Source organism: Streptomyces sp. NPDC006283, assembly GCF_040613325.1.
Lineage (GTDB): Bacteria > Actinomycetota > Actinomycetes > Streptomycetales > Streptomycetaceae > Streptomyces.
This window is the reverse complement of record NZ_JBEXRZ010000015.1, coordinates 1-17830: the sequence shown is the minus strand read 5'-3', so window position 1 is coordinate 17830 and position 17830 is coordinate 1. Positions and strand designations below refer to the sequence as shown.

General features: G+C 70.6%; 20 protein-coding genes. 8 read left to right on the top strand and 12 right to left on the bottom strand.

Annotation, left to right across the window (positions count from 1 at the left end):
• The first annotated feature begins 7 nt into the window (after window positions 1–7).
• A complete protein-coding gene (locus tag ABZ070_RS05600) occupies window positions 8–1231 on the top strand; it encodes an MFS transporter (protein WP_356630238.1) in 1224 nt (407 codons plus the stop codon).
• Between the two features lie 139 nt (window positions 1232–1370).
• Here the strand turns inward: ABZ070_RS05600 and ABZ070_RS05595 are convergent, their stop codons facing one another.
• The gene (locus tag ABZ070_RS05595) at window positions 1371–2261 is read right to left on the bottom strand and encodes an SDR family oxidoreductase (protein ID WP_356630236.1); all 891 of its coding nucleotides are present in this window, start codon (window positions 2259–2261) and stop codon (window positions 1371–1373) included.
• A gap of 72 nt (window positions 2262–2333) precedes the next feature.
• The gene (locus ABZ070_RS05590; RefSeq protein ID WP_356630234.1) at window positions 2334–2882 is read right to left on the bottom strand and encodes an isochorismatase family protein; all 549 of its coding nucleotides are present in this window, start codon (window positions 2880–2882) and stop codon (window positions 2334–2336) included.
• 113 nt (window positions 2883–2995) lie between these two features.
• Here ABZ070_RS05590 and ABZ070_RS05585 point away from each other — a divergent pair, with 113 nt between their 5' ends.
• Window positions 2996–4090, top strand: a complete 1095-nt coding sequence (locus ABZ070_RS05585; RefSeq protein WP_356630326.1) for a glutamate--cysteine ligase — start codon at window positions 2996–2998, stop codon at window positions 4088–4090.
• A gap of 234 nt (window positions 4091–4324) precedes the next feature.
• On the opposite strand, the gene ABZ070_RS05580 is transcribed toward ABZ070_RS05585, so the two are convergent.
• Complete coding sequence (locus ABZ070_RS05580) at window positions 4325–5164, bottom strand: class I SAM-dependent methyltransferase (RefSeq protein WP_356630232.1); 840 nt, start codon at window positions 5162–5164, stop codon at window positions 4325–4327.
• A gap of 113 nt (window positions 5165–5277) precedes the next feature.
• Window positions 5278–6198 carry an NADP-dependent oxidoreductase gene (locus tag ABZ070_RS05575; RefSeq protein ID WP_356630230.1) on the bottom strand — a complete coding sequence of 307 codons (921 nt, stop codon included), beginning with the start codon at window positions 6196–6198 and terminating at the stop codon, window positions 5278–5280.
• A gap of 141 nt (window positions 6199–6339) precedes the next feature.
• Here ABZ070_RS05575 and ABZ070_RS05570 point away from each other — a divergent pair, with 141 nt between their 5' ends.
• Window positions 6340–6594 (top strand): hypothetical protein, encoded by a 255-nt coding sequence (locus tag ABZ070_RS05570; protein ID WP_356630228.1) that lies wholly within the window; start codon window positions 6340–6342, stop codon window positions 6592–6594.
• Window positions 6595–6740: 146 nt separating this feature from the next.
• Here ABZ070_RS05570 and ABZ070_RS05565 read toward each other — a convergent pair whose 3' ends face one another.
• The 4 genes from ABZ070_RS05565 to ABZ070_RS05550 all read right to left on the bottom strand — a co-directional run bounded on the left by ABZ070_RS05565 (window position 6741) and on the right by ABZ070_RS05550 (window position 9098).
• Window positions 6741–7418 carry a 2-phosphosulfolactate phosphatase gene (locus ABZ070_RS05565; RefSeq protein ID WP_356630226.1) on the bottom strand — a complete coding sequence of 226 codons (678 nt, stop codon included), beginning with the start codon at window positions 7416–7418 and terminating at the stop codon, window positions 6741–6743.
• A 133-nt stretch (window positions 7419–7551) separates the two neighbouring features.
• On the bottom strand, window positions 7552–8097 hold the full coding sequence (locus ABZ070_RS05560; protein ID WP_356630224.1) for an EF-hand domain-containing protein: 546 nt from the start codon (window positions 8095–8097) through the stop codon (window positions 7552–7554).
• A 35-nt stretch (window positions 8098–8132) separates the two neighbouring features.
• Window positions 8133–8426: a respiratory nitrate reductase subunit gamma gene (locus ABZ070_RS05555; protein ID WP_356630222.1), complete on the bottom strand. Its 294-nt coding sequence runs from the start codon at window positions 8424–8426 to the stop codon at window positions 8133–8135.
• 126 nt (window positions 8427–8552) lie between these two features.
• Window positions 8553–9098, bottom strand: a complete 546-nt coding sequence (locus ABZ070_RS05550) for a tellurite resistance TerB family protein (RefSeq protein WP_356630324.1) — start codon at window positions 9096–9098, stop codon at window positions 8553–8555.
• A gap of 708 nt (window positions 9099–9806) precedes the next feature.
• On the opposite strand from ABZ070_RS05550, the gene ABZ070_RS05545 reads away from it, so the two are divergent.
• Window positions 9807–10010 (top strand): hypothetical protein, encoded by a 204-nt coding sequence (locus tag ABZ070_RS05545; protein ID WP_356630220.1) that lies wholly within the window; start codon window positions 9807–9809, stop codon window positions 10008–10010.
• A gap of 203 nt (window positions 10011–10213) precedes the next feature.
• Here ABZ070_RS05545 and ABZ070_RS05540 read toward each other — a convergent pair whose 3' ends face one another.
• Complete coding sequence (locus ABZ070_RS05540; protein ID WP_356630218.1) at window positions 10214–10513, bottom strand: hypothetical protein; 300 nt, start codon at window positions 10511–10513, stop codon at window positions 10214–10216.
• Between the two features lie 136 nt (window positions 10514–10649).
• Window positions 10650–11603, bottom strand: coding sequence for an aldo/keto reductase (locus ABZ070_RS05535; protein WP_356630216.1), 954 nt, complete (start codon window positions 11601–11603; stop codon window positions 10650–10652).
• A gap of 154 nt (window positions 11604–11757) precedes the next feature.
• Between ABZ070_RS05535 and ABZ070_RS05530 the strand changes: the two genes are divergently transcribed.
• The gene (locus tag ABZ070_RS05530; protein ID WP_356630214.1) at window positions 11758–12012 is read left to right on the top strand and encodes a DUF6296 family protein; all 255 of its coding nucleotides are present in this window, start codon (window positions 11758–11760) and stop codon (window positions 12010–12012) included.
• Between the two features lie 400 nt (window positions 12013–12412).
• Here the strand turns inward: ABZ070_RS05530 and ABZ070_RS05525 are convergent, their stop codons facing one another.
• Window positions 12413–13156 carry a cupin gene (locus ABZ070_RS05525; protein ID WP_356630212.1) on the bottom strand — a complete coding sequence of 248 codons (744 nt, stop codon included), beginning with the start codon at window positions 13154–13156 and terminating at the stop codon, window positions 12413–12415.
• Between the two features lie 237 nt (window positions 13157–13393).
• Window positions 13394–13741, bottom strand: a complete 348-nt coding sequence (locus tag ABZ070_RS05520; protein WP_356630210.1) for a VOC family protein — start codon at window positions 13739–13741, stop codon at window positions 13394–13396.
• Between the two features lie 319 nt (window positions 13742–14060).
• On the opposite strand from ABZ070_RS05520, the gene ABZ070_RS05515 reads away from it, so the two are divergent.
• The 3 genes from ABZ070_RS05515 to ABZ070_RS05505 all read left to right on the top strand — a co-directional run bounded on the left by ABZ070_RS05515 (window position 14061) and on the right by ABZ070_RS05505 (window position 17685).
• The gene (locus ABZ070_RS05515) at window positions 14061–15530 is read left to right on the top strand and encodes a cellulase family glycosylhydrolase (protein WP_356630208.1); all 1470 of its coding nucleotides are present in this window, start codon (window positions 14061–14063) and stop codon (window positions 15528–15530) included.
• 77 nt (window positions 15531–15607) lie between these two features.
• A complete protein-coding gene (locus ABZ070_RS05510) occupies window positions 15608–16906 on the top strand; it encodes an alpha/beta fold hydrolase (RefSeq protein WP_356630206.1) in 1299 nt (432 codons plus the stop codon).
• 32 nt (window positions 16907–16938) lie between these two features.
• A complete protein-coding gene (locus ABZ070_RS05505; protein WP_356630204.1) occupies window positions 16939–17685 on the top strand; it encodes a PIG-L deacetylase family protein in 747 nt (248 codons plus the stop codon).
• Window positions 17686–17830 lie beyond the last annotated feature (145 nt).

The window sequence follows — 17830 nt, the reverse complement described above, 5'->3', positions numbered from 1 at the left end:
GACCTGCATGATCGTTCGCAGTGGCGCAGGCCGACGTCCCGGCTACTTCGCCGCCGCCCTGGTCTTCGCCATCGGTATGGCCGGGACGACGCTGCCCACCCCGCTGTACGGGCTCTACCAGCAGGAGATCGGCTTCTCGGAGCTGATGGTGACGGTGGTCTTCGCCGTGTACGCCGTCGCCGTCATCACCGTGCTGCTGGTGGCGGGCAACTACTCCGACGAAGTGGGGCGCCGCCCCGTGCTGCTGTGCGCGATGGGGTTCTCGGCAGCGAGCGCCGCGTGCTTCCTTCTGGAGCACGGCCTGCCCCTGCTCTTCGCCGGCCGGCTGTTCTCCGGTTTCGCGGCCGGACTGCTGAGCGGCGCGGCCACGGCGGCCGTCATCGAGCTGGCCGGGCCGGGGCAGAAGGCGCGAGCCGGATTCGCGGCCACGGCGGCGAACATGGGCGGTCTCGGTTGCGGGCCGCTGCTGGCCGGATTCCTCGCACAGTACGCCGTGTGGCCCCTCGCGCTGACGTTCCTGGTCCACCTCGCCCTGCTCGCCGTGGCGACCCTGCTCATTCTCGTCCTGCCGGAGACCGTGGAGCAGCCGAAGCGGTGGGCGCGCCTGAAGCCGCAGGGCGTCGCCGTGCCGGACGAGGTGAAGGGGGTGTTCGTGCCCGCGTCCGTGGCGGCATTCGCGGGTTTCGCGCTGCTGGGCCTGTTCACGGCCGTCGCTCCCAGCTTCGTCGCGAGGACGCTGGACGTGCACAACCTCGCTGTATCGGGGGCGGTGGTGTTCTCCGTGTTCCTCGCCTCCATCGCGGGACAGACCCTGAGTGGACGTGTCGGCGCCCGGCGCGCCCTCCCGGCAGGCTGCGGCGTGCTCGTCGTCGGGCTTCTGGTGGTCGCCACGTCCTTGCTGACGGAGTCGCTCCCCCTCCTCGTGGCGGGCGCGCTCTGCGGGGGAACGGGCCAGGGCCTCGCGTTCCGGGCGGCGCTCTCGCTCGTCGGCAACGCGGCACCGGCGGAGCACCGCGGCGGCACGATCTCGGCGTTCTTCGTCGTCGCCTACACCGGCATCTCGCTTCCCGTGGTCGGGGTGGGGGCCCTGGCGCAGGGGTGGGGGTTGCGGACAGCGGGGCTGGTCTTCGCCGGATGCGTGATGGTGCTCGCGGCCTGCGCCGGCGTCTATGCGGCGCTCAGGCCGCCGGCCGAGGCCCTGGACCAGAGGCGACCCGGCACGCGGGCCTGAGCGCACGTCAGCGGCTGGCCTGAGCACACGTCAGCGGCCGTGCCCGTCCGACATGCAGACGCCGACGCCCCCGCACCGGCGCGCCCCCCGAAGCGGCTCACACCAGGTGCGGGGCAAGGGCGGTCGTCGATGCGAAGCCTCAGGGCAGTGGTGTCCCGCCCGTCGCGTTGACGATCTCGGCGGTGATGTAGCTCGCCTGCGGAGAGGCGAGGAACACATAGGCGGGCGCCATCTCCGCCGGCTGTGCGGGGCGGCCGAGCGGCGACTGCTTCCCGAACTCGGCCGTGTCCGGCATCGTGGCGGGAATGAGCGGCGTCCAAACGGGTCCGGGCGCAACCGCGTTGACGCGGATCCCGTCCGACGCCACCATCTGCGCGAGCCCCTGGGTGAAGGTGACGATGGCGCCCTTCGTCATGGCGTAGTCGAGGAGGTGCGGACTGGGCTTGTAGGCCTGCACCGACGTCGAATTGATGACGCAGCCACCCCTCGGCATGTGGGGCAGAGACATCTTCGACAGCCAGAACATGCCGTACAGGTTGGTGCGCATGACGCGGTCGAACTGCTCCGTGGTGATGGCGCCGATGCCGTCCGGCTGGGACATCTGGTAGGCGGCGTTGTTCACCAGAATGTCGATCCGCCCGAACTCGGCGACGGCGCGGTCCACCACCTTCCGGCACTGTTCCTCTTCGCGGATGTCGCAGGCCACGGCCACGGCTGTGCGTCCTGCCTCCTCGATCAGCGACCGTGTCTGCCCGGCCTCTTCCTCTTCCTCCGGCAGGTGGGTGAAGAGGACATCGGCGCCTTCGCGCGCGAACGCGAGCGCGACCGCCCGGCCGATTCCGGAGTCGCCACCCGTCAGTACGGCCTTCAAATCCCGCAGCAGCCCACTGCCCCGATAGCTTTCCTCGCCGTGATCGGGCGGAGGATCCATGGGGCCGGTCCAGCCCGGGTGCTGCTGCTCCTGCCGCGGGAAATCCGGCTCCGGGTGCTTCGCCCCTGGGTCCCTGGCCTCGTCGTTCTGCTCAGGCACGACTCACGCCTCCTTGCCGTACGGACATTTCTGCCCAGCCTCCGGTGCTCCGGGTGCGGGTGCAAACGGACCTCAAATGCCGCCCTGGTGGCCGCCCGCGGATCTCTCGAGGTGGTCCACAACCGTCGCCGTGTCGACCACTTCACCGATCCGGGGGAAGTTCAGCGTGATCGCGGCCTTGTGCTCCTCCGCGGTGAACGCCGTCATCGCGTCCTCGGCGAAGAAGAGGTCGTACCCCTGGTCGGCGGCGGCGCGAGCCGTGGACTCCACGCCCAGATTGGTCGCGATCCCGCCCAACACCAACGTCGTGACCGACCGTTCCTGAAGCTGTTCATGCAGTCCGGTGCCCTGGAACGCGCCGATGGTGCGCTTCACGACCACGAGGTCGCCCTCCTTCGTGAGCCCGTCGACGAGGCCGCTGCCCGGCGGCTGCTCGGCCACGCCGGGGCGCTCGACCCGTACCAGGACCACCGTGCCTCCGGCGGCGCGGAAGGCGTCGGCCAGGCGGCCCGCGTGGTCGACGACCTGACCACCGCTGCGGGGCTCGAGCGGCAACGCCACGATCCGGTCCATGAGGTCGATCAGCACGAGAGCGGTACGGGCCGCTTCGATCTTCGTCATGGCGTCACGATAGGAGGAGTCGCCGCACCACGCAGGCATCGGCACCTTCTGACGGGGCACAAGAGGTCCAGCGTCGGAGTTCGCGACTCGACAGTCGCAGGGAGAGTGGTGTGATGCGCACGGTGGGCGTCGAAGAGGAGCTTCTCCTCGTGGATGCGGAGTCGGGTGAGCCGCGTGCCCTGTCCTCGGCGGTACTCGCCGCCGCCGGCCGGGAGGGCGGGGGCTGCCGGGAGGTGTTCGAGTCGGAGCTGCAGCGCGAACAGCTCGAGTTCGCCACGCGACCGCAGAGCTCGATGGACGATCTCACGGAGGAGATCGTTCGCTGGCGCGCAGAGGCCGCCCGTCATGCCGAACGCCTGGGCGCCGCGGTCGCGGCGCTCGCGACGTCCCCCCTCCCGGTGAGTCCGTCCCTGGCGGCGGGCGACCGGTACGGCTGGATGGCGGAGCAGTTCGGGCTGACCACGCAGGAACAGCTCACATGCGGCTGCCATGTGCATGTGTCGGTCGAGTCGGACGAGGAGGGCGTCGCGGTTCTCGACCGGATCCGACCCTGGCTCTCGGTTCTGGTGGCGCTCAGCGCGAACTCCCCTTTCTGGCAGGGCCGGGACAGCGGCTACTGCAGCTACCGCAGCCGTGTCTGGGGCCGCTGGCCCTCTGCCGGGCCGGTCGAGCTCTTCGGTTCCGCCGACCGGTATCACGAGCAGGTGCGCGCGATGGTGGGGACCGGCGCCCTGCGGGACGAAGGCATGATCTATTTCGACGCCCGGCTCTCCCACTCGTATCCGACCGTGGAGATCCGCGTGGCGGACGTCGGGCTCGACCCGTCGACGCCGGTACTCGTGGCCACGCTCGTCCGGGGTCTGGTTGAGACCGCGGCCCGTGAATGGCGGGCCGGTACCCCGCCCGTACCGCACGGTGTGGGCCTGCTGCGGCTGGCGTCATGGCGGGCGGGCCGATCAGGCCTGGACGAGCAGCTGATCCACCCGCTCACGATGTGCCCGCGACCCGCGGGAGAAGTCGTGCGCGCGCTGCTCGACCACGTCCGGGACGCCCTCGACGCGTCGGGCGACACGGCCCGGGCGGAGGAGGGCGTCGCCTGGCTGCTGGCAGCCGGTAACGGAGCAACTTTCCAGCGCGACGTGATGAAGCAGACGGGCAGTCTCCGGGACGTCGTCGCCGCCTGCGTCCGCAAGACCTCGGGCGGCTGACAGCGCCACGGCGCCCGACGGCTCGTCGCAGTCCGATGCGCCGGCTTCGGCGGCTCGGCGCTTTGCGTATGGCACACCTGTGGGACCCGGCGATGCATGGACCTGCGCGGTTGGGGCATACGCCAGTCAGGCCCCGCCGCGCATCCCCCGTCGCGGCGGGGTCGCCCGCGTGCAGCGCCGGGCACACCCGCGAGGGGCTGTGTACCGCCCCTCGTACCGCCCTCGCGCGGGAGGTCAGCCACTCCGGCGGGCGGTCACCAGGAGGTACTCCCACTCCATGGCGAGGCTGCCCGTCCCGTCGCCCTGCTGCCGGGCGAGGTCGGCGAGGGTCCGGTCCAGCTCCGCCGTCCGTTCCGGGGAGTCCGCGATGTTCCGGTAGGCGGCGATCGTCGGACCGTAGACGGCCTTGAAGTAGTCCCGGAAGTCCTCCGGTGTCTCGAAGTGGTCCACCTTCACCGTCTGCCGACGCATGTCGACGTCGCTCACCCGGTCGCCGAGAAGTGTGCGGACGTGTTCCTCGTTCCCCCACAGAGGCGGAGGCTGCGCGCCCGTCGGCGGCGGGGGCGCGTACGGCTTCATCACGGCGAACATGCGGCCGATGAAACCCTCGGGCGTCCAGTTGAGCAGGCCGATCGTTCCGCCCGGTCGGCAGACGCGCACCAGTTCGTCGGCGGCGGCCTGATGATGCGGGGCGAACATGACGCCGACGCAGGACATGACTGTGTCGAACTCGCCGTCGCCGAACGGCAGCGCCTCCGCATCCGCCTCACGCCACCGCAGATCGGCGCCCTGCTTCTCGGCCTGGCTCCGACCGGTTTCCAGCAACTCGGGCGTGAGGTCGGACGCCACGACATCGGCGCCCGCCAGAGCGGCCGGGATCGCGGCATTGCCCGTCCCGGCCGCGACGTCCAGCACCCGTTCGCCGCTCTTCACTCCGCATGCCCCAACCAGCGCCGTACCCAGGTCGGCGATGAGGTCACCGGCCAGGGCCGGGTAGTCGCCGAGCGCCCACATCTTCCGGTGCTTGGCCTTGAGGGCCCGGTCGGCCTCGGTCGCATCGATCGCTTCGGTCATGGCAGATCTCCTCGGGCTCATGCCGGCAGCCGCCCGGGTGACGGCCGTACCGGCCGAAATCACCAATTGCGCCAATGACCCAAGGATAGAAGCGGGGGCACTTCCGGTCCCGCTCAGACCTCCAGAACCACCTTGCCCCGGGTGCGGCCGCTCTGGCTGACACGGAACGCCTCTGCCGCCTCAGCCAGGGGCAGCGCCCGGTCGATGTTCACGGTGAGCGCACCCGAGTCGGCCAGCCGTCCCAGCTCGGCGAGACCGTCGCTACTGGGCCGGACCCACACATGGTGCCCGCCGCGCTGCGTCACGGAGGCGTCGACGATGGACGCGACACGCGAAGGATCGGTGAGCAACTGCTGGGAGACTTCGACCGCATCGCCACCGATGTAGTCGACGGCCGCGGTGATGCCGTCGGGGGCCGACTCGCGGACGCGTTCGGCCAGACCGTCTCCGTAGACGACGGGCTCGGCCCCCAGGGACCGCAGGAAGTCGTGGTTGCGTTCGCTGGCCGTGCCGATGACACGGGCCCCCTGCGCCGCGGCGATCTGAACGGCGAACGAGCCCACGCCGCCGGACGCGGCGTGCACCAGGACCGTGTCCTGCCCCGTGACGCCGATTCGGGCGAGCGACTGGAGGGCGGTGAGTCCCGCGAGCGGCAGCCCCGCCGCCTGCCGCCAGTCCAGGGAAGCCGGCTTGTGGGCCAGGGTGCGGACAGGCGCTGCGACCAGCTCGGCGAAGGTGCCGTGCTGCACCTCGTCCTTCCGGACGTAGCCGTAGACCTCGTCACCGACCGAGAACTCGGTCGCGTCGAGCCCGACCGCCTCGACGACACCCGACACGTCCCAGCCCGGAACGAGCGGGAAGTGGACGTTCATGATCGGATCGAGATACCCGGCGACGATCTTCCAGTCGACCGGATTCACCCCCGCGGCCTTGACGCGAACAAGAACGGCATCGGGGGCGATCTTCGGATCGGCGACGTCGGTGAACTCCAGGACCTCGGGGCCGCCGTAACGGTTGACCGTGATGGCTCGCATGATTCTTTTCTCTCACACCGACCGGGGGTCCTGCCCGTCGTGCACGCCGCGCTGCCGTGCCCGTGTACCCGCCGTTCCGTGTCGGCGCTGCGCACCTGGGTACCCGCGAAGCGTTCCGGAGCCGCACCCGAGGGAGACGCGATGAGTGACGAATACCGGCCGGAGGGCTTCGAGGACAGCGACGAGCCGCTGCCGCGCGACATGCCCGACCAGCAGGCCGGGGCGGAGGACCCGTGGGACGCGGAGGACCGAACGCCGGGAGAGCCCGGCCGGACGGACGAGAAGGCGGACGACGTGCCCGACATCGACGAAGCCGGTGCCGGCCCCCAAGGTGCGACGCCCGCCGACGAGCAGGCCAACCCCGAGATGCCGACCCCCGACGAATCGCCCGGCTGAGCAGCCGCGGGGCACGTCCTACGTGGTCACCCACGGGTTCACCCTGCCCTGAGCCGGGCCATTGCCGGGCGGCGGTGGGACGTACCCGTTGGGCACTCGCATCCATCGCTGGCTCGGGTGAGACATCGCACGGTGGTTGGGCGCGGTTACCGGCGCCGGAGGGGCCGCAGCACTGACATCCCTTCCTCGAGTCCGACCTTCATGGCGAAGTCGAACCGGTCCACCTCCAAACACAACGCCACATCGGCGGGGTGAGCACCGCGGCGTCGCCCGCCGCGCAGATCGTCCGCGGCTGGGGAGGTGCGGGCGCGGTGCAGATAGGGGCCGGGGTCGACACGATCCCCGGCCAGGAGCCGGTCCAGGTATTCGGCACAGGCCAGATCCTCGGCGGCACGGCCGTCCTCGCCGGTGGCAACGAACGTCACCGAGTCGGCGCCGGCATCCGCCAGGGCCCGGGCCGTCGCGCCGGCCACGACGAAACTGGCGCACAGCGCCATTTTCGCCTCGACAACCGCCAGGGCCCCAACCGTTCCCGCAGTGGTCTTCTGAATCACGGTGCGGCCGGCCACATCGGCCTCCTGGATCAGGCCAGGGGAGTTGCTCAGGTCGAACCCGCTGACCGGTGCCCCGTCCTTGAGCGCAAGCCAGCCCGGGTGACCCGCTTTGATCGCCAGTGCCTCGTCCTCGTCGGCAGCGAGAACAATCTTGACTGCCCCGCGGTGGAAAGCCCATGCGGCGGTGGTGAACGCCCGCATCACATCGATCACAACGGCCACCTGTTCGGTGCCGTCCACCTCGGGTATTCCGACTACTCGCGAGACCATGCCGGGATGGTCGCAGCCACATGAAGCGGCCCACAAGACCGAAGGGGGCGTGACCTGGGGAGGGCGCCAGTACGACGCGGCCCGTGACCCCACCCCCGCAAGGCTGATGCGTCGCGAGTTCGATGGGACTCGTTCAGCAGAGCCCGAGGAAGATGCCGCCCGACGTGTTGAGGTCGTCGTTGTACAGGTGGAAGGCACGGAGGGACCGGGCAACCTCTCCCTGGGAGATGAATGCGTCGCCGTCCAGGTCCAGCCGACGGAAGACGACCGCGGCGTCAGCGCTGGAAATCTCGCAGAACTCAAGGTATCTGGCGAACTCGTCCCTGCTGATCCGCTTGTCGCCGTCGACGTCCAGGACATTAAAAACGGCCTGCGCGAGGTCCTCCAGCAGCTGCGCTGCATGCGAGCCGTAAGCCAGTGCACGGTTCGCCGCGACGAACTCCTCTCGGGACAGACGATCCAGGCCCGGGGGCGCTTGCGACAGGAGCCCCAGCCACTGCGCCCAGTACGCCCTCTGCAGGTCCTTGATCCTGGCGTCGCTCTTCGCCAACGCGTAGCCGACCGTGTACCTGTCCACGATCCGCTGGTAGCTACCCCAGGTCACGAAGCCTTCTTCGTCGGCGTCAAGGACCGCGAAGAGTCGCCGCAGCCGACGGGTGATCGGATCGGATGTCACCATGCGTTCCGTTCCTCTCGCTCGATCATTGACGATTCTCATGCCTGCTGCCTGCGGTGCGCGCCGCGAGCAGGAGCGTCGAAGTACCAGACGCCCAAAGGCTGCCAGAGGTTCATCCCTCGCCGAACGAACATGCGCTGAGGTAACTCGGTCGGGTGGCTCTCCGGAACGACCAGCCCGATCACATGGCCGATCACCACCACGAGGATGCCGAAGTGGAAGAGCGGACTGCCGATGCGCAGCGGCCGCGACCCGTACAGCTCGGCGGAGCTGGTGGGCCAGCCGAACTGGTCGTACCGATACCGCCACACGGTGCCGCCGATGTCCACCATGTCACGTAAAGACAGCGGCGGCGGCGCCGGTCACGGCCGGACTTGCGCTGGGCCGCCGAGAGGATCCGCGTGGACGAGTAAAGCATGATCGGTCCGGTCAATTCCCGGCGACGGCCCGGCGCGTGGTCAGATGCCGAACTCCGCGGGGGAGACGCCCAGTACGGCGCAGGCCTCCCGGATGACGTCCTGCTCGGCCGGTTCGACGTAGCCGTCGGCGCCGGCGATGACGATGCCGATCTGGATCACGGCCCGGGCTTCCGTCGGCTTCTTCGCGGCCTTTCCGACCTCCTGCATCACCGCTGCCTTGCCCAGGTGGAAATTGGCCGACAGCTGGTCGGCGTGCTTGTTGAACCGCTCGCGCAGCTGCTCCGACGGGAAGTTCTGCAGGACGTCGTTGGTGAGGATCAGCGACTCCACGTGCTGCCGCTCGCTCGCGTCCACATGCCCGTCCGCGGCGGCCACCAGCGCACACATGGCCATCGACGCGTCCCTGAAGGCACCGCTCTTCAACTCCGTCTTCAGGGAGGTGAGCTGTGACTTCAATGTGTTCACCAGCTGGGCGCGCGAGCCGCCTCCGGGCCGCGCGCCGGGGGCGTGGCTGCCCGCGCTCCGGGTGCCCTGGGACTGCTGCAGGGTCTTGGCCTGGTCCTTGATCCGGTCCCACATTGCCACTGGTGCCACCTCGGCTTCTGTTCAGGTCGTTCGGTCGTCGTGACACGCACCGCGTCGTGTCACCCTGCCAACGCTCGGGCTCCCTCACGCGTTCCATTTCCCGGCCGATTCGATCTTTTGCACGCGTTCGGCCCAATGCGTGTCCCTCGTTGGAGGGACTTCTCGCCGTGGCGCAACGCCGACGGGCCCGTTGCGGGCAAGGGAGGCACATTCAGGAGGTTGTGCCCCATGAGACCGCCCGCGTACGGCCGAGTCCTGCGTCCCGGCGACCGTTCGACGGTTCCGGTTGCACGAGCAGCCGTCACCGCTGTGCTGGTCGTGGTGACGGTTCTGGTCTCGCTGATCGCTGCCGATCCGGCCACTGCCCAGCAGTACGCTCCGCGTGTTCCCGCACAGGCCCCCGCCGATCCGGCGGGGGAGAGGTGCGCGGAGTCGGCCGACGTGGGGCAGCAGGCATCGGCCCGGGCCGGCGGGCCGCGTACCCGTCGCCTCAGCGGTCTCTGTTCCTGCCCCGGACCGCGCTCCGTGCACTCCTGCCCCCGGTCGCGGCCGCCCCACGGCCCGCCTGCCCCCGGGGAGCCGTCTCGGCTGTCTGCCGTGAGGTGTGTGGTTCTGAGGTGCTGACAGCGCCGCTCCGTCCGGTGTCCGCCGGTGCCGGAGCAGTCCGCAGACAGCAGCCGACCCCTGCCCCGAGAGGTGGCAACCGCCATGCCCAACGATCCCTTCGCTGTACTCAACGCCCTGATCCGCGCAGAAGCCGCCCGAGGCGCGGCATCGCCGGACGCCCGACGTTCGTCAGGGCCCCCGCAGGGCGGCCGTACGGAGGTGGTGGGCGCAGATGCCCGCGCCGCGTCCGACGGCAACCCCCTGCCCGAGGTCAGCCGTCTGTCCGACGGCAACGGCACAGCCTGATGCACGGGCGGAGCCGGCAGAGTGATGTGGCCGACTCCGCCCAGCTCGTTCCCTCACGAGGGGTTCATCGCCGACCGCGTGGAGTCCCCGGCTCCGGCTTCGAGGAAGCGGAAGCCGCGTTCATCAGGTTCATCAGGCAGGAGCGGCCGGCCCCGCTGCCCGGGCGGCTGATCCGGCCCGCCGGGGTAACCCTCTGATCGCCGTCATTGCCCCTGTCCCTCGTACGCCGTCGAAGGGGGGACGACCGCACCGGTGCCGTTCCGGACCGCCTGCACCACCGCGTCGTGCAGTGCCCGGCTCGCTTCCTCCGAAGGGCATGGTGTCGGGCTGCCCGTCATCGTGAACCAGTCGGTCGCGCCGGTGAACTGCAGAGCGACATGCGCAGTGCCATCGGCCCATGTGGTGTGCACGGTGAGGTTCCCGGTCATCACACCGGCCTCCTCGGAAAGCGCACCGCCACGCCCTGTGTACACATTGCGAGTTGTCCAAGAAGCCCAGGTCATTACTCCAGCGTCACACCACGTCCCCGGATATGCGACCGACGGCGCGGCCCTCACTGGCTCATGTGCGAAACGACGGTGCGCCTCCCCGGGGCAGGGGCCGCGCCCGCTGCCCGGGCGAGGGCCGCGCCCCCGCTTCCTAGGGGAGGGCCGCGCCCCGCGCCGTGACCCAGAGCTCGTACCACTCCTCGTGGCTGAGACGGGGTTCCCCCTGGGCGGCGTCCCGGCAGGCACGGATGCGTTCCGGCCGGACGCTGCCGACGACCGGTGCGATCGCGGCAGGGTGCCGCTGAAGCCACCACAGCAGGATCGTCTCCGGCGTGGTGCCCTTCGCGTCGGCCAGCGCCGCCACGAGCCGGGCCGTCGCCTGCTCGGTCGGTGTCTCCTGATTGCCGCTGAAACGGCCCTGGGCGAGCGCACCCCAGGCCTGCAGCCGGATCTTGTTCGCCCGGGCGTGCTCGACCGTGCCGAGCGGGAAGCCGACCGACGCCGCCTGCGGGGTGTTCACCAGCACACCGGCTTCCAGCCAGTCGCGCCGATGGAGGCTCATTTCGAGCTGGTTGGCGACCAGCGGCAGGTCGAGCCGGGACTGCAGGAGCGAGATCTGCGCGGCGCTCATGTTCGACACACCGAAGCTGCGCACCAGGCCCTGGCCGTGCAGCGACGTCAGGGCCCCCGCGAGCTCGTCCGGGTCGGCCAGGGGGTCCGGCCGGTGCAGCAGCAGGATGTCCACGAAGTCGGTGCGAAGACGGCCGAGGCTCTCCTCGACGCGCCGGATCACGGTCTGTCCCCGCAGGTCGTACATGCCGGGGCGGTCGCCGTCGGCGAGCCGGATGCCGCATTTGGTCTGCAGGACGATGCGCTCACGCAGCCCGGGCGCGCGGGCGAGGACCTCGCCGAAGACCGCCTCAGCCTTTCCGTGGCGGTAGATGTCCGCGTGGTCGAACGTCGTGATGCCGCTGTCGAGGGCGGCCTCGACCGCCGCTTCGGCGGCGGCGACGTCCGCCGCGGAGTGGGGTGTGGTGTCCCAGCTGCCCCCAAGGCCCATGCATCCGTACAGCAGCCGCTCGTCGCCCGTAGCCGTCTCCGTCACGGGCCTCACCCTTCCATGCGCCGACCACTGGACCCAAACGGGTTTCGGGTTCTGCAGAGCAGGCGCGGCGTCCGCCACGGGAGGACGATGGAAGCAGGTCGCGGCGTGGTCGGCCTGCGTTTTCCCGGCCCCGCGGAGCGGCCGGGAGGATCTCATGGACAGTCCGGAAATCTACGAACTCGTATTCCAGGAACCGGCAGTGGAGGACGACGTGGTCGTGGTAAGGCGCACCGAGAGAGTCGGTGCGGGCGGTTACCCGATCTACGAGGACGACACGGGGATCGTGCGCGCGGAGATCAGCGAACGGGGAGAAGTGCGCATGATGGCGAGCGGGGGACACCAGGTCCACCCGTTCCCTGTGGTCGCCCGACCGCCGACTCCCCACTCGACGGGGCACGCGGCACGCTGAACCGCACCGAAAGAACGTCCGGAATCTCGTGCATACCCCGCGCCGGACGGGGCATGCGATGGTCGAGCGAGCTCGACCGGCCCACCCCCCTGGCCGGTAACGGGCCGTCGCGGCCCCGTCACCCATCCCCCCCCCGGGAGGCGGGGCCGCCCCTCGTTCCGCAACGGGAAGAGGCCCTCGGTCCCGGCCCACCGTCCCCGTCGTGGCGGGCGCCGTTCTCGTTGCCGCCTTCGCGCTCGTCGTCGAAGGCGTCTTGGAGGCCGTGCAGAGGCTCCCCGCATGCGTCGCCGGGGAGGCCTGATGAGAAAGCCCCCCTCCCCGTCGCGGTCGTGCTCCTCGCCGCCGCCTGCCCCGCCGCTCCATCGCCTCGGGGGAGTGAGGGGCCGGGGGAGCCGCCCCCTCAGTCGAGGTCGTACACGTCGAGCCGGCCGCACATGCCGTAACGCCCCCGCGCGGCGGGTTGCTCGGACCGGAGCCGCGCGTGGGCGAGATGGCCGGCGTCGCCGCGTTCGAGGCGGTCCAGCTGTGCGCCGGTCGCCGCGGACGCGGCGACCGCCCCGTCCCGCCAGCGTCCGCGCCACCGGCCGACGAACGGCCGCACCAGCGCCGCGGCGGCTCGGTGGAAGGCCGCCAGAGGCTCGGGATCGCCGGCCTCGCTCGCCCTGCGCAGCGCCGCGAACCCTTCGAGGGCCAGATCACGACGCCGACGTGCCGCGGCTTCCAACTCCTTCTCCGACCCCGCCTCCGGCAGGGTGACGGCCGCGCGATAGGCGACGGGGTCGGCGAGCAGAGGCGGCGGCAGGGTCAGCACGGCGTCGCCCGCTTCCGGCAGACCGCAGTTCTGCATCAGCACGATGATGGTCAGCCCGCCCTCGTTGACCAGCCGGTGGATCGTCCCCGGCGTGAACCAGACCAGCGCGCCCGGCGTCAGCTCGGTCTGCTCGAACCCGGATGCCGTCAGGGTCTGCACCATGCCCCGGCCGCCGGTCACGGCGTACCCCTCCGAGCAGCTCAGATGGACGTGGGGCGTGCCGCCGCGCAGGCCGTCGGCAGCCTCCCAGTCGTACACCTTCAGCCGAGAGACGCCGATCCCGCCGGGCAGGCCGTCGTACCCGACGGCGGACATGTCGGCCGTGCTCGCCATGGAAGCTCCTTCGGACGGGACGGCGGGCCCTCAGCCCGATAGCAAGCGCTTTCCATGCGCAAGTTAGGCCTTCCCGGCGAGACGGTCAAGACCGGGCGGCGTGCCCGCTCGAGGCGCGGGTGCGGCAGCGCACACGGGCCGGACGGTCCGTGGCCGACGTGCGGACGCAGGCGTGCCGGCGGCGCTCCGGGCCGGGCCCGGAGCTGTCGCGTACCGAGGGCCCACGGTCGAGGTGCGCTAGGACACGGGGTTCTCGATCAGGGTGATCCGGTTGCCGTCGGGGTCGTGGACAGCGGCGAATCGCACTCCCTGGCTGCCCGGCTGAGCATCGCCGGCCGCGATCCCCCGGCCCGCGAGGTCGGCCAGTGCCTTCTCCAGGTCGTCGACCACGAGGTTGAGCAGAGCGCCCCCGGCGTGTTCCGGCGAACGGAAGACCTGGATCCATCCGGACGGTGCGACGTGCCAGTCGGCGAGCCCGTCCATCGGCCTCGCATCGGCGGGGCGGCCCAGAAGTCGTTCGTACCAGATCACCGCGGCCTCGATGTCCTTGACCGGGGCGACTGCGAGGACATGCGTGAAGGCCATGGAGATCACCCTTTTCATCAAGAACGCGCGTGTCTGCCCAATACGACCCTACGCATCGCCGAAGTTCATCGGATCTTCCGCCTTCGGGCGGTGTGCGCCGAGCGCCGCGCGGCGGTGGCGGCGGGCGGGAAGTTTCCCGGTGTCCGTACGCGGCCACCGGCCACCACATCGCTCGCCCTCGCAGGGCTCCTGTTTCTGTCATGAGCCTTGCCGCCGCCCTGGTGTCCTGCTATTCCTCTCGGTTAGGAAAGTTTCCTTCCAATCAATCGGCCGTCCCCACGGCCGATCCGGCCCTTCCGCCCAGCCAACGGAGTCCCCCATGAGACCGGCACGGTTCTGGCTACGCCCCCTTGGCAGCGTCGGCGTCCTCGGCGCCGCCCTGCTTCTTGCCCTCACCACAGCAACCCCCGCCCCGGCGGCCCCCGCCCCCACACCGCCGACGACCGCCGCAGCCGTCACCCACGAGGCGGAGCACGCGGCCGTCTCGCGAGGACTGGTCGAGTCCAACCACACCGGGTTCACCGGCAGCGGGTTCGTCAACTACGACAACGCCAGCGGCAGTTACGTCCAGTGGACGGTCAACGCGGCGCAGGCCGGCCGCGCCGGGCTGGCCCTGCGCTTCGCCAACGGCACCACCGCCGACCGGCCGATGGACATCACCGTCAACGGCAGGATCGCCGCCGACGACCGCGCCTTTCCCGGCACCGGTTCCTGGACCTCCTGGTCGACGGTCACCGTCACCGCCGACCTCAAGGCGGGAACCAACACCATCAGGGCCACCGCGACCACCGCGACCGGGGGCCCCAACGTGGACCACCTCGTCGTCGATGCAGTGCCCACGACCGACGGCACACCCGCGGCGGTCAACGGACAGCTCGAGGTCTGCGGCACCAAGCTCTGCAACCAGTACGGCAACCCCGTCCAGCTGCGCGGCATGAGCACCCACGGCCTCCAGTGGTACAGCCAGTGCGTCACCAACGGCTCCCTCGACGCCCTGGCCACCGACTGGCAGGCCGACGTCCTGCGGATCTCGATGTACGTGCAGGAGGGCGGTTACGAGACCGACCCGCGCGGCTTCACCGACAAGGTCCACTCCATCATCGAGCAGGCCACTGCCCGCGGTATGTACGCGATCGTCGACTGGCACATGCTGAGCCCCGGCGACCCGCATCACAACCTCGCCCGGGCGAAGACCTTCTTCACCGAGATCGCCCAGCGCCACAGCAACAAGAAGAACCTGTTGTACGAGATCGCCAACGAGCCCAGCGGGGTGAGCTGGTCGAGCATCAAGAGCTACGCGGAGCAGCTCATCCCGGTCATCCGCCGCATCGACCCCGACACCCCGGTCCTCGTCGGCACGCGCGCATGGTCCTCCCTCGGTGTCTCCGAGGGTGCCGACGAGTCCGAGGTGGTGAACAGCCCCGTCAACGCCTCCAACATCATGTACACCTTCCACTTCTACGCGGCCTCGCACCGGGACGAGTACCTGAGCACGCTCTCCCGCGCCGCCGACAGAATCCCGATGTTCGTCACCGAGTTCGGCACCCAGGACTACGCCGGCGAGGGAGCCAACGACTTCTCGATGGCCCAGCGGTACCTCGATCTGATGGCGAGCAAGAAGATCAGCTGGGTCAACTGGAACTTCTCCGACGACAACAGGTCCGGCGCCGTCTTCAACAGCGGCATCTGCAACAACAACGGCCCCTGGGCCGGGACCGCGTCGCTGAAGCCCGCCGGGGTCTGGGTCCGTGACCGGATCAGGACACCGGACGACTTCCCGACCGACTGATTCGGCACCTGTCCGCGTCCCCGTCCGTCCGCCGTGATCCACTGGACGGGCGGGGGCGCACAGGAACAGGAGCAGCAGTGGCCAGCTACCGGCAGCCGGGAGTCGTTCTCACCGACCATCACTTCACCGTCCCGCTCGACCACGGCGATCCCGCCGGTGAGCAGATCGAGCTGTACGGCCGGGAAGTCGCCTCCGCCGCCCACGCGGACGCGGACCTTCCGTGGCTGGTCTACCTGGAGGGCGGGCCGGGCAACGCCGCCCGTCGCTTCGTCGGCCGGCAGGCCTGGCTGGGGCGGGCGGTGCAGGACTTCCGCGTCCTGCTGCTGGACCAGCGCGGCACCGGACGCTCCGCACCGCAGAACCGCCAGACGCTTCCGCTGCGGGGAGGGCCGCAGGCACAGGCCGACCACCTGGCACTCTTCCGCGCCGACAGCATCGTCCGCGACTGCGAGGCGATCCGGCAGCGGCTCACCGGCGGAGCGCCGTGGACCGTGCTCGGCCAGAGCTTCGGCGGCTTCTGCGCCACCCACTACCTCTCCACCGCGCCCGAAGGACTGCACACGGTGCTGGTCACCGGCGGGCTGCCCTCCCTCGACGCCCACGCCGACGACGTCTACCGGGCCGCCTTTCCCCGCATCCGGCGCAAGGTCGAGGCCCACTACGCCCGCTACCCGCAGGACGTGGGCCGTGCCCGGCGCATCGCCGAACGTCTCGCCGAGCAGCCGGCGCAGCTGCCCGGCGGCTACACCCTCACCGTGGAGGCGTTCCAGTCGCTGGGCATCGTGCTCGGCGGTGGCGAGGGCAGCCATCAGCTGCACTACCTGCTGGAAAACGCCTTCGTGCGCACCGCCGCCAGTCATGTACTCTCCGACGCCTTCCAGGAAGCCGTACGCCCGATCCTCTCGTTCGCCACGAACCCGCTGTACGCCGTGCTGCACGAGGCCATCTACGCGCAGGGCGGGCAACCCACGGGCTGGGCCGCCGAGCGGATGCGCGCACAGTTTCCGGAGTTCGACGCCGCCAAGGCCCTCGCGGACGACCAGCCGTTGATGTTCACCGGGGAGACCGTCCATCCCTGGCACTTCCAGGTGGACCCCGCCCTGCGGCCGCTGCGCGAGACGGCGGAGCTGCTCGCCGACCGCACCGACTGGGCGCCGCTGTACGACCCGGTCCGCCTCGCCGCCAACGAGGTACCGGTCGCCGCGGCCGTCTACCACGACGACATGTACGTCGACACCGACGACTCGCTGCGCACCGCCCGCGGCATCCGTGGTCTGCGCACCTGGGTCACCGACGAGTACGAGCACGACGGTGTGCGGGCGAGCGGGCCGCGGGTGGTGGACCGACTGCTGGCGCTGGCTCGCCAAGAGCTCTGAGTCGTGATCAATGGATCCGTATCCTGCGGGACATGACCGATCAGAAGAGCGAACAACTCGAACCGATGCCGTCCGACTGGCAGCGCGCGCTCGCCGTCGTCGCACACCCCGACGACCTGGAGTACGGCTGTGCGGCCGCCATCGCCGGGTGGACCGACGAAGGCCGCGACGTCGCGTATCTGCTGGCCACCCGTGGCGAGGCCGGGATCGACGGCATCGCGCCCGCGGAGTGCGCACCGCTGCGCGAGCGTGAGCAGCGGGCGAGTGCCGCCGTCGTGGGTGTCTCCACGGTGGACTTCCTGGATCACGGGGACGGTGTGATCGAGTACGGCACGGCGCTGCGACGGGACATCGCCGCGGCGATCCGGCGCCACCGGCCCGAACTGGTCATCACTCTCAACCACCGCGACACATGGGGCGGCACGGCCTGGAACACTCCCGACCACCGCGCCGTCGGACGGGCGACCCTCGACGCGGCCGGCGACGCGGGAAACCGCTGGATCTTCCCCGAGCTCGTCTCCGAACAGGGCCTCGAGCCGTGGGACGGGGTGCGCTGGGTGGCGGTCGCCGGCTCGACGAGCCCCACGCACGCCGTCGACGCGGGTCCCGGCCTCGAGCGGTCGGTGGCGTCGCTGCTGGAGCACCGGCTGTACATCGAGGGCCTGACGGAGCAGGACCCGGAGGCGTACTGCCGCACGTTCCTCACCGGTATGGCCGAGATGGCGGCACCGCGCTTCGGAGGCCGTCCCGCTGTCACGTTTGAGCTCTTCCCGCGCTGACGCCGGCCGCATTCGCGGCAAGGCAGCGGTGTCGGCCGCGCCGGCCGGCCGCCGGAGCCGTCCGGGGCGTCGTAGGTCGGCTGCGAGTGGGCGGGCGAGGCGGAGTTGGGTGTAGGCGGCCAGGATCAGCCAGGGCAACGCGGAG